This window comes from Providencia sp. PROV182 (genome assembly GCF_028480325.1).
GTDB lineage: Bacteria > Pseudomonadota > Gammaproteobacteria > Enterobacterales > Enterobacteriaceae > Providencia > Providencia hangzhouensis.
In genome coordinates, this window is the sequence record NZ_JAMPOL010000005.1 from 89,616 (window position 1) to 101,621 (window position 12,006).

At 40.0% G+C, this 12,006-nt stretch carries 10 protein-coding genes; 8 read left to right on the forward strand and 2 right to left on the reverse strand.

Features of this window, described 5'->3' with window-relative positions; all coding sequences use genetic code 11:
* The first annotated feature begins 215 nt into the window (after nucleotides 1-215).
* The 6 genes from apbC (at nucleotide 216) to asmA (ending at nucleotide 6,547) form a co-directional block, all read left to right on the forward strand.
* Nucleotides 216-1,328 (forward strand): iron-sulfur cluster carrier protein ApbC, encoded by a 1,113-nt coding sequence (apbC, locus tag PR834_RS05225; RefSeq protein ID WP_004256506.1) that lies wholly within the window; start codon nucleotides 216-218, stop codon nucleotides 1,326-1,328.
* A 206-nt stretch (nucleotides 1,329-1,534) separates the two neighbouring features.
* Complete coding sequence (locus PR834_RS05230) at nucleotides 1,535-2,095, forward strand: LemA family protein (protein ID WP_004256501.1); 561 nt, start codon at nucleotides 1,535-1,537, stop codon at nucleotides 2,093-2,095.
* Nucleotides 2,096-2,181: 86 nt separating this feature from the next.
* Nucleotides 2,182-3,138 (forward strand): zinc metalloprotease HtpX, encoded by a 957-nt coding sequence (gene htpX, locus PR834_RS05235; protein ID WP_110591377.1) that lies wholly within the window; start codon nucleotides 2,182-2,184, stop codon nucleotides 3,136-3,138.
* A gap of 178 nt (nucleotides 3,139-3,316) precedes the next feature.
* Nucleotides 3,317-3,961, forward strand: a complete 645-nt coding sequence (gene udk / locus PR834_RS05240) for a uridine kinase (protein ID WP_004256495.1) — start codon at nucleotides 3,317-3,319, stop codon at nucleotides 3,959-3,961.
* A gap of 38 nt (nucleotides 3,962-3,999) precedes the next feature.
* Nucleotides 4,000-4,581 carry a dCTP deaminase gene (dcd, locus tag PR834_RS05245; protein WP_004909269.1) on the forward strand — a complete coding sequence of 194 codons (582 nt, stop codon included), beginning with the start codon at nucleotides 4,000-4,002 and terminating at the stop codon, nucleotides 4,579-4,581.
* A 127-nt stretch (nucleotides 4,582-4,708) separates the two neighbouring features.
* Nucleotides 4,709-6,547 carry an outer membrane assembly protein AsmA gene (gene asmA / locus PR834_RS05250; RefSeq protein WP_272536491.1) on the forward strand — a complete coding sequence of 613 codons (1,839 nt, stop codon included), beginning with the start codon at nucleotides 4,709-4,711 and terminating at the stop codon, nucleotides 6,545-6,547.
* Nucleotides 6,548-6,626: 79 nt separating this feature from the next.
* Here asmA and PR834_RS05255 read toward each other — a convergent pair whose 3' ends face one another.
* The gene (locus PR834_RS05255) at nucleotides 6,627-7,175 is read right to left on the reverse strand and encodes a hypothetical protein (protein WP_272525684.1); all 549 of its coding nucleotides are present in this window, start codon (nucleotides 7,173-7,175) and stop codon (nucleotides 6,627-6,629) included.
* A 183-nt stretch (nucleotides 7,176-7,358) separates the two neighbouring features.
* Nucleotides 7,359-8,942, reverse strand: coding sequence for a TerC family protein (locus tag PR834_RS05260; RefSeq protein WP_004256484.1), 1,584 nt, complete (start codon nucleotides 8,940-8,942; stop codon nucleotides 7,359-7,361).
* A 242-nt stretch (nucleotides 8,943-9,184) separates the two neighbouring features.
* Between PR834_RS05260 and gndA the strand changes: the two genes are divergently transcribed.
* Together gndA and PR834_RS05270 are read left to right on the forward strand one after the other, a co-directional pair.
* Complete coding sequence (gene gndA / locus PR834_RS05265) at nucleotides 9,185-10,591, forward strand: NADP-dependent phosphogluconate dehydrogenase (protein WP_004256481.1); 1,407 nt, start codon at nucleotides 9,185-9,187, stop codon at nucleotides 10,589-10,591.
* Nucleotides 10,592-10,781: 190 nt separating this feature from the next.
* Entirely contained in the window at nucleotides 10,782-11,963 is a 1,182-nt protein-coding gene (locus PR834_RS05270; protein WP_196724522.1) for a multidrug effflux MFS transporter, read from the forward strand.
* Nucleotides 11,964-12,006: the final 43 nt, after the last annotated feature.

Genomic DNA, 12,006 nt, shown 5'->3' on the forward strand with positions numbered 1-12,006 from the left:
AACCGATCAAAACCATCGCTGCTAGGGGTATAAAATATTAATTGGAAATTTGTTTGAAAAAGAATTTTTACCTCTTCGTGGCTTTTCCTATCTCGATATAATAACTTTCTTCCTGTTCTCTGTTATGATTAATCTCAGTCAAAGTATATCCGCCCAATTTTCTGTAACTTATTCTAGGATATACATAGTTCAAAAATATAAATAAAGGAGCCGGGATGAACGATAAATCCCCCGAGCAGAACAAACCAGAACTGCTGACTGAACAAGTCTCCAAAGTTTTGGCTTCATTTACACACCCAACACTGCAACGTAATTTGATTTCTATCAAAGCGTTACATCATTGTGCAATGTTGGACAATGTGCTGCATGTCGAATTAGTTATGCCATTCGTTTGGAAAGGGCCGTTTCAAACTTTAATTAGCGAAAAAACTGCTGAATTAAAGCAACAAACAGGGGCTCATGCTGTTGAATGGAAACTGCGCCATGACATCACCACATTAAAACGTGCAAATGATTTGCCGGGTATTAATGGTGTTCGTAATATCTTAGCCGTCAGTTCGGGTAAAGGTGGTGTTGGTAAATCCAGTACTTCTGTGAACTTAGCGCTAGCACTGGCACAAGAAGGGGCGAAAGTGGGGATCCTTGATGCGGATATTTACGGCCCATCAATTCCAAATATGTTAGGCACAACTTTAGAGCGCCCAACCTCCCCAGATGGTCAGCACATGGCGCCAATTATGGCGTATGGCTTGGCGACAAACTCAATCGGTTACTTAGTGACTGATGATAACGCGATGGTCTGGCGTGGCCCAATGGCAAGCAAAGCGTTGATGCAAATGTTGCAAGATACGTTATGGCCTGATTTGGATTACTTAGTTATCGATATGCCACCGGGAACAGGTGATATCCAGCTAACACTTTCTCAAAATATCCCAGTAACCGGTGCTGTTGTGGTGACGACTCCACAAGATATCGCCTTGGTCGATGCCATGAAAGGCATTGTGATGTTTAAGAAAGTCAATGTCCCAGTGCTGGGTGTTGTTGAAAATATGAGCGCACATATTTGCAGTAATTGTGGCCATGTTGAGCCAATTTTCGGTACTGGTGGTGCTGAGAAATTAGCCGAAAAATACCATACTAAATTATTGGGGCAGGTTCCTCTGCATATTTCTTTACGTGAAGACCTTGACCGTGGCCAGCCTACTGTTATGCGTGATCCTGAAGGTGAATTTGCAGATATCTACCGTGAAATTGCTTCGGGTATTTCAGCTTTGATGTATTGGGAAGGGGATAAAATCCCAACAGAGATTTCTTTCCGCGCCGTTTAATCGGTTATAGAGAAAAAAGGCTATTTAGTTTATCACTAGATAGCCTTATTTATTGTTGATACTTTTCTTTACTAAACGTGTTTTTTTAACCTTCTATTTTTCTGAATTGTTTGCGGAACATTTCTTTATTGAGTCATGTTCGCGTAGAATAACCACATCTTTTATTTAATCAGTTTTCTTTCTACGGGCAACCCGAAAAGGTGACTATGAAATTTTTAATTTTTATTGTTGTCGTGGTGCTGATCGTTATTTATTTTTATAACCGTATCGTCGCATTGCGAGAAGCTGTTATTTCGAGTGAAACAGAAATTTCAGTTCAATTAGATCGTCGTGGAAAAGTATTTGATAGCTTATTGGCAACAGTTAAAAAATATTTAAGCCATGAAAGCGAGGTGTTCAGTAAAATTACTGAGCTACGGACGCAAGCACAAACGGCGACTGGGGATAAAGCCCGTGAAGCCGAAGATGCGTTATCAAAAATGGTAACAAGTGGGGCAATTAATGTCGCGGTTGAAGCTTATCCTGAGCTAAAATCCGATGCAATTATGGCAAATTTACAAGAAGAAATCGTTTCTTCAGAAAATAAATTGTCATTTGCTAAACGTGGTTATAACCGTTCATTAGAAACTTATAATGCGTATATCGCTTCTATGCCTGCGGCACTCATTGTTGGCATTATTCCTAGCTTAAAAATTTCAAAGGAATATTGGCGTCTTGATGAAGAAACCATTAAGACTGAGGAATCACGTCGAATTAATTTTGATTAAAAGCCTTTAAACCTTTGAAGTGATAAATCATCGGGATGCCTTATGGTGTTCCGATATTTTATGAGTAGTAGATAACAGGTTACATTATGGATTTTAGAAACGTCATTCGTAAAAATAATATTCGCACACGTTTGGTGGTGATGAGCTATATTTTTTTAATGCTAATCATTGGATTACTGGCGGATATTGCAACACATCCAAATGAACAATTGGATTTGGTCGACAATGCGATGATGTTTGTGACACTTCATGAATTACCTATCGCCACTTTCATTGTTTTAGGTTTAACCTTCCTTGGGCTAATTTATATTCATTTTAGAGGCCATAAAATGATGTTAGCTGGGATGAATGCCAGAGAAATCACCCAAGAAAATGCGAATATCCCCCAAGAAAAGCAACTTTTTAATATTATTGAAGAATTAAGTTTAAGTGCCAGCTTAGGCTATATTCCTCGCTTATATATTTTAGAAACGGACGAGCCTAATGCTTTCGCAGCAGGGTGGAATAATCGTAATGCACTTGTGGGGGTGACAAGAGGCTTATTACAGACACTTAATCGGCAAGAGGTTCAAGCCGTTCTTGCTCATGAAGTTGGGCACATTATTCACGGTGATTCAAAATTAACTCTGTACGTGGGGATTTTGGCGAATGTGATTTTAACCGTGACCAATTTATTTAGTCAGATTTTTATTCGAACAGCAGGGCGCAGTCGCAATAATGCGGCGAACAAAGCGCAAATGATCCTATTAGTTCTGAATTTTGTTTTACCGTGGATAACACAAATTCTCTATTTTTATTTATCGCGTACCCGTGAATATATGGCGGATGCCGCAGCGGTTGATCTGACTTCTGATAACCAAGCGATGATCAGCGCATTGAAAAAAATATCAGGGAAGCATGAAACCCATGATTATGATGAAACGAGTACAGGCCAAGCTTACCGTAAGGCCGCTTATATTTTTAATAAGGGCGATTCTGTGTTTTCAACTCACCCTTCGATTGAAAATCGCATCGCGGTATTAGAAGGAAAAAAACAGTTTTAGTGTATAAATGACATTTTGTACGCTTTGATTTACGGCATTTCCTATCTAATGGGTGTTTTTTTAGCGAACTTTGTTGAGGTATGCTGGAACAACACGCCATTACCCCCTATAATTCCGCCAACATAACATTTTGTTGTTGTGTATTTTCATTTCTAATATTTAACCAGGTTATCATTTTATGACTGACATAGCGCATCACTGTACCATTGTAGGTATATCGGGAGCCTCTGCATCTGGCAAAAGCTTAATTGCCAGCACGTTATACCGTGAATTAAGGGAACAGGTTGGTGATCATAATATCGGTGTTATTCCAGAAGATTGTTATTACAAAGACCAAGCCGATGTCCCAATGGAAGAGCGTCTTAAAGTAAATTATGACCATCCTAACTCGATGGACCACAGCTTGCTTTATGAACATCTCAAATCACTGAAAAGTGGCCAAGCAGTAGAAATTCCGCAATACGACTATGTCGCTCATACCCGTAAACAGAAAACCATCACGTTTAAACCTAAAAAAGTTATTATCATTGAAGGTATTTTATTATTAACAGATAAGCGCTTACGTGGTGAAATGGATTTTTCTATTTTTGTCGATACGCCACTTGATATTTGCTTGATGCGCCGTATTAAACGTGATGTAAATGAAAGGGGCAGAACGCTCGACTCCGTTATTGACCAATATAATAAAACGGTTCGCCCAATGTTTTTGCAATTTATTGAGCCATCAAAGCAATATGCCGATATTATAGTACCTCGCGGGGGGAAAAACCGTGTTGCGATTGATATCTTGAAAGCGAAAATTGGCGAATTCTGTCAAGATTAAACCGCGCAGAAATTAAAATAATGAAGGGGGAAACAACCATGCGTCTTTGTGACCGCGATATTATTCAATGGATGGATGATGGTAAATTAGTTATTAGCCCACGCCCACCAGTTGAACGAATCAATGGTGCAACTGCAGATGTTCGTTTAGGAAATCAATTCCGTGTTTTTCGAGGACACACGGCTGCATTTATTGACCTTAGTGGCCCTAAAGATGAGGTTAATGCCGCATTAGATCGCGTCATGAGTGATGAAATTGTGCTTGATGAAGATGAGCCCTTTTTCCTACATCCAGGTGAATTAGCACTTGCAGTGACGCTTGAGTCTGTTACGCTCCCTGATAACCTTGTCGGTTGGCTAGACGGGCGCTCTTCATTAGCGCGGTTAGGTTTGATGGTGCACGTAACAGCACATCGAATTGACCCCGGTTGGCATGGGCAAATCGTGCTAGAATTCTACAATTCAGGTAAATTACCGTTAGCGTTGCGTCCTGGCATGGTGATTGGCGCATTAAGTTTTGAGCCGTTATCTGGTAGTGCTGATCGCCCTTATAATAGCCGACAAGACGCTAAATATAAAAACCAACAAGGTGCTGTTGGTAGCCGTATCAGCGAAGACTGATAACCGGTGAACTTTGCGGAAATTGCGGCGTTTAATGGAGATTAAACAGGTAATTTCCGCCCATTTTCAGGGATAGGTGTGAGTTCATTTTTGTGGCGAGCGCAAGCGGAATTTAAGAGAGGGAAGGATGAAACGTTTTTTGACGACACTGATTATTTTACTCGTGGTAATTGTTGCAGGGTTAACCACACTTGTAATGTTGGTGAACCCGAATGATTTTCGTCATTATATTGTTGAACAGGTAGAGAAAAAAAGCGGTTATCAACTTGAATTCAACGGTGATATGCGTTGGCATGTATGGCCAACTTTAAGCATTATTACTGGCCCTGTTTCCCTTACTGCACCGAATGCCGCTAAACCCATACTAAGTGCAGATAATATGCGCTTAGATGTTGAATTATGGCCACTTATTTCCCATAAGCTTTCTGTTGAGCAAATTGTGATTGATGGTGCTGTTATCCGCAAAACACCGGATAGCGAAATCCAAACTCACCGTAATGCTCCTGTCGCGCCAGGTGGTGTGCCTACATCCTCCCCTTTACCAGAGAAAAATAGCTGGTTATTAGATATAGAAAAAATTAATATTTCCAATAGCTTAGTGATTTGGCAAACATCTAAAGATGAGTTTAACCTACGTAACATTGATTTATCACTGAAGAAAAGTGATAAAAAACAGGTCGCTGTTAAATTCAGTGGAAATCTAAATAAAAACCAACAAGAGTTTGTATTTAATCTACGTGCAGATATCGATTTATCGGATATTAATCAAAAGATTAGTGGGAAATTAACGCAATTTGATTATAAATTGAGTGGTGTTGATTTGCCTGAAAGTGGAATTGAAGGGCAAATAACAAGTGATTTTCTATACACCAAAGGGAAAGTAGAAAGTGCCAGTTTAAGCCATTTGGTGATAACGGCTAATGAAAGTGCCCTGTCAGGCGATGCTAGTATACAATTAGCCGATACCCCCAAAATAATGGTCAATTTAGTGGCCGAAAAATTAGATTTAGATAACTTACTGGGGACTGTGCCTAGCAGTACCCGTATCGAATCAGAGGTGAATAATAACCGTGTTGGTGTTAAACCAGTTATTTCTGGTGCAAATCCTCAACAATATGATTTATCTGGCTTGCAGGTATTTTCCGCCAATATCAATTTAGCCATTAACCAGTTAATCTATCGTGGAATGATGGTTAGTGACGTAGTTTTTGAGGCACAAAACCAAACACCTCGTTTGACGGTTTCAAAATTACAGGGTAAGGCATTTGGTGGTGCCTTCTCATTACCAGTGACATTTAATTACAGTTCAACGCCTGCATACGTTTCCGCAAGGCCGGATTTTAAAAATATCGACCTAACACCACTATTAAAAGCCTTCAATATGCCACAAAAATTAAGTGGGGTAATTTCGTTAAATGCTACATTATCGGGTGTAGGTTATGATGACCATGCAGTAAAAAATCAATGGCAGGGGCCTGTTAATTTTGAGTTAAGAAATGCAAAATTGCAGGGGTTGAATATTCCTTTATTAATTCAGCAATCCGTTTCCAGAGTAACCAATAAAATTAATACACCAGTGAATACGGGTAACGTCACTGAGGTTGATTCCTTCACTGTAGCAGGGAAATTAAATAAAGGTAATTTGAACATTTCCTCTATGAATGCAATGTCATCCTTAGTGAATATTAGTGGGCAAGGCCGTATAAATATCCCTAATGAAACCATTGATGTCAATTTAGGGGTTAATATTGCTAACGGCTGGGGCGGTGATTCACGTTTAGTCCAGCAATTGCAAGCGATGACCATTCCACTGCGTATTTATGGTAGTTGGAATAATTTAAAATACCAATTAGATGTGGAAAAACTACTGCGTAATGAGCTACGGACTCAAGCCAAAGAAGCCCTTGGTAATTTCTTAAAGAAAGAAGAAAATAAAGGGCTTAATGATTTATTGAATGCATTGTGAAGATAAATGCATATTTCATATATGAATAGTATAAAAATGGAGCCGCTTAAAATAGGTGGCTCCATTTGATGGTAATAATTTATTGTTCAAATTTGGATGGTGTTTTTCTGCCTATCAGAAATTCGTTGTGTTTTTGTTTATTATTCTTGTAAGCTTGGTGAGTTTGATTCATTTTGTCATTATCTTGTTTTTCTAATTCTGCTATCTGAGCCTTCAGGTTTTTTACTTGACCTGGTGCATCATTGAGTGTTTTTTGCTTCGAACTATGATGCTTGTATGAAGAGCTATTTAACAGACCTTGATATGTAACGATGTTTTTTTGTACAGCATCTAATCTGTCCCCTAACTCTCTGATATTATCCTGAGAGAAGGCCCCATTTGCTTTGTTGTTTTTAATATCGTTAATTTTTGAAGTAATATCACTTAACAGCTTTGTCATGGCATTCTTTAGTTGTTTAACATCTTTTTTATGAACGGTTTTTTTTGATGTAGTAATGGGGCATTTTTGATTATCATTGCTAACGCTGTGAGTATTTCCACTCAGGCCTTTCGGTGAGTTATTTGTATTTTTAATCGCAGGCGGATTCGGTCGCAGTACTGTTTTTGAGCCATTATTTACGTTTGTCATGATATGACCTTTATTAAAGTTAATTGTATTTTATTGGTCGAATTATTCAGTGTTTCAATGCTATTTTCTTTAATAAAACGCTACTGTTTTTATTGTTAACGGGTAAAGAGATAACATCTGCGGTTTTTAGACAAAAAAATACCGGCTCTATAGGCCGGTATTGTAGTAAAGAAATAAAACTAATTAATCATCTTCAAATTCATAGCCATCACCTTCAGGGGCAGGTGGCGTGATTAACACTTTATTAACTCGGTGGCTGTTAACCTCAAGAGGTTGGAATATACAACCGTTAATTGTCACTTGTTCACCCACTTCAGGAACACGCTGCAAGTGCTCCATTAAAAGACCCGCAATCGTTTCATACTCACGTTTATCGTCTAATTCCATAGGGATAAACATGATCAGGTCTTCAAGTGGCATAAAGCCGTTGGCAATCCAAGTACCATCATCCAGTTTTTGAATGTCGTGGCGTGAGTCATTTTCTTCATCACCAACCGGCAAGTTACCTGCGATCGTTTCCATTACATCGGTCAATGTCACGATACCTTCGATAGAACCAAACTCATCCACAACAAAGGCAAAGTGAGTATGCGCCTTACGAAACTGCTCTAACGCTTTTAACAGAGATAACCCTTCTGGGAATATCAATGGTTGGGTAATCAATGCACGTAAGTTTAATGGTTGGCCTTTTAATTGCTGTTTAACCAAATCCATTACATGTACTACCCCAACAGGTTCATCACTGATAGTTTCATCAATGACCACTAAACGCGAGTGTGGGTTTTTCTCCATTAATTGCAGTAAATCTGAAGATGATTTATTAATGTCGAGATAATCCACATCATGGCGTGAAGTCATAATGCTTTCTACGTTACGTTGTGCCATACCGAGCACTCGAGCAATCATCAAGCGCTCTTGTGGGTCAAAAACCGATTGATTATCAGCGATAAGGTCAGAAGTGTGCGGGTCTAATTCCCCACGCTCATTATTACCGCTGAGAATACGTAAGACCGCTTCTGCCGTACGTTCACGTAGTGGACGTGAGCCTTTAAGGAACTTACGACGGTTAAATTGGGCAAATTGATTTAGGACTTCAATCATGATAGAGAAGCCAATTGCAGCGTATAAGTAACCTTTCGGTATGGCATAGCCAAACCCTTCGGCAACTAAGCTGAAACCAATCATCAGTAAGAAGCTTAAACACAGTATGACAATGGTTGGGTGCTGGTTAACAAAGCTAGTTAACGGTTTACTTGCCCAAATCATTAATACCATAGCAATGGTTACAGCGGCAATCATTACGCCGATATGGTCAACCATGCCGACAGCGGTGATCACGGAGTCCAGTGAGAATACGGCATCAAGAACAATAATTTGTGCAACAACAGCCCAGAAATTCGATGTCTTTCTTTGAGTATTGGTGTGTTCGTCTTTCCCCTCCAGCCGCTCGTTTAGTTCCATTGTGGCTTTAAACAAGAGGAATAGACCACCCACCAACATGATTAAATCTCGAGCACTAAAAGGATGCTCAAAGAGAGTTAATATTGGTTTCGTGAGGGTAATGAGCCATGACAAGCTAAATAGAAGCACAACACGCATAATCAGGGCTAATAAAAGTCCAGTTACACGGGCTCTATCACGCAGCTTTGGCGGGAGCTTATCTGCCAGAATGGCGATGAAGACGAGGTTATCAATACCAAGAACGATTTCTAGAACGATAAGGGTAGCGAGGCCCGCCCAAATCGAAGGATCTGCGATCCATTCCATACAGTTTGTTTTACCTTCTGATATGACGGCTTATACCGACGAATGAATAATGCGGTTTGTTGAATGAAATATCAATAAAAAATCACGCTAATTGGACAATTCTTGACAAAAATGGCCTTGTATACGTCATCGATTGCATCAATAACTACCATGCTGCCCAATCCTAGGTTAATATGTGATCCCGTTAACAGAATGTCAGCACGGTCGAGGCTGACTTGGTCCTAATCAGACAGGAGTTGTTCATGTCAAAGCAGCAGATTGGTGTTGTCGGAATGGCAGTCATGGGGCGTAACCTTGCGCTCAATATTGAAAGCCGCGGTTACTCAGTGTCTATCTTTAACCGTTCTAAAGATAAAACAGACGAAGTGATTGCCGAAAATCCAGGGAAAAAATTAGTTCCCAACTATACAATTGAAGAGTTTGTTGACTCTCTGGAAAAACCTCGCCGCATCTTGTTGATGGTTAAAGCGGGTGAAGCGACGGACAAAACTATTGCCTCGCTGACTCCTCATCTGGACAAAGGGGATATCTTAATTGACGGCGGTAATACCTTATTCACTGATACTATCCGTCGTAATCGTGAATTATCCGAACAAGGTTTTAATTTCATCGGTACTGGTGTTTCAGGTGGTGAAGAAGGCGCACTGAAAGGCCCTTCAATTATGCCGGGCGGGCAAAAAGAAGCTTATGAATTAGTTGCGCCAATCTTAAAAGAAATCGCAGCACAAGCCGAAGGCGAACCTTGTGTGACCTATATTGGTGCAGATGGTGCGGGCCACTATGTGAAAATGGTTCACAACGGTATTGAATACGGTGATATGCAATTAATCGCAGAAGCCTATTCATTATTAAAAGGTTCTTTGAACCTGAGCAACGAAGAGTTAGCTGGTATCTTTGCTGAGTGGAACAAAGGTGAGCTGAGCAGCTATTTGATTGAAATTACAGCAGATATTTTCAAGAAAAAAGATGAAGATGGTAAATATCTCGTTGATGTGATCCTTGATGAAGCGGCTAATAAAGGTACAGGTAAATGGACTAGCCAGAGTGCGCTGGATTTAGGTATTCCCCTGACTTTAATTACTGAATCTGTATTTGCGCGTTATATTTCTTTCTTAAAAGATCAGCGCGTTGCGGCATCTAAAGTATTAACCGGTCCAACCCTAAAAGCCGTTGAAGGTGATAAAAAAGACTTTATTGAAAAAGTTCGCCGTGCACTGTATTTAGGTAAAATTGTGTCTTATGCGCAAGGCTTCCAACAGCTCAAAGCGGCATCGGAAGAATATAACTGGGATTTAAACTACGGTGAAATTGCAAAAATCTTCCGTGCAGGTTGTATTATTCGTGCGCAGTTCCTGCAAAAAATTACTGATGCGTATAACCAAGATGCGAAAATTGCAAACTTACTGCTAGCGCCATATTTCAAGCAAATTGCTGACGAATATCAGCAAGCACTGCGTGATGTTGTTTGCTATGGCGTACAAAATGGTATCCCAACACCGACATTCTCAGCGGCTATCTCTTATTATGATAGCTACCGTTCAGCAGTATTGCCTGCAAACTTGATCCAAGCGCAACGTGACTACTTCGGTGCTCACACTTATAAACGTACGGATAAAGACGGTGTTTTCCACACTGAGTGGATGGAATAAAATTCGTTATCATTAATATTTGATAACACAAAAGGCGCTAGGTTTAGCGCCTTTTTTGACTTTGAAGAGCCGTAAAATATTTAATTTATCATTATAAGTAAATCATTAATTCGACGGTGGCTTTAGCTTTTCTATAATTTATTGCATCTAATATTTTAAAAATTAATTTTATCGAGTCTGGGCATGGCTTATGCGTAATTTTCTTATCTTATTACTTTTATTGGTATTACTTGGTCCATTAGGGATTGATTTATATTTACCAACAATACCTGATATTGCGAAGGATTTAGGTAGCAGTGAGTCGGTGATCCAGTCAACGATAGCATTGTTCATTCTTGTTCTGGGGCTAGGGCAATTGTTTTCGGGCCCATTAGTGGATAGGTATGGCCGAAAACCTGTCGCGATTTTGGGCATAGTGCTGTACATCATTGGGGCAGGTGTTGCTATTGCAGCAACAACACCCGTGGTATTTATTGCCTCGCGTTTATTGCAAGGGGTTGCAGTCTGTTGTACTTCGGTGGTGGCATTTAGTTGTGTACGTGACCGTATGAATGGCACGGAAGCGGCTCGTGCCTTTGGCTTCTTAAATGGGACATTGAATATTGTTCCTGCGTTAGCTCCGCTGCTCGGAGGCCTGTTAGCAGAAGCGTGGGGCTGGCGAGCTCCGTTCTGGTTTCTTGCTTTGTATGCGTTAGTCATATTAGTGCTGATTGTTGCCTTTTTACCTGAAACTCGCCCAGCTAATTTGCCAAAAGCAAAAGTTATCCCACTGAAAACCTATTGGCGAATTTTGGGGAATCCTCAATTTATTATTTTTGCCTTAGTGAACGCAGGCACGATGGGTATGGCATTAACATATGTATCACTTGCACCAACTGTACTGATGGGGGATGCCCAGTTAACTCCGCTCGCGTTTTCTATAGTATTTGGTGTTAATGGTTTTTGGATCATGTTTGCCAGTTATATCGCTAATTATTTTATTCATAAAATAGGGCGGCCAACCTGTTTATTGATTGGTAGTTCAATGATGGCACTTGGCTGCTTAGGATTATTGCTAGGTTTTGTCGTATTGCCGATAGAAATACAAAACCATTGGTTAGTCTATATGTTGCCTGTCGCTTGTGCTTGTACAGGGCTGGCCTTTATGATGGGAACGGCAACCAGTTATGCTTTAGAACCGTTTGGTAATGAAGCAGGCACCGCATCTGCCTTAGTGGGTTTTGTTCAAATGGCAGGAGGAGCAACTCTCGGACTTTGTGCAATCGGTTTGCCTATCGCACCAAAAATATCATTAGCATTAGTTATGCTGGTTGGTTGTTTGTTTGGATTACTTGCAAGAAAAGCGAGTTTATCTCTTGTTAAATCAGCATAGAGTAGATCGTTTAAAGATTTTATTTTTCATTATGTCGTATATA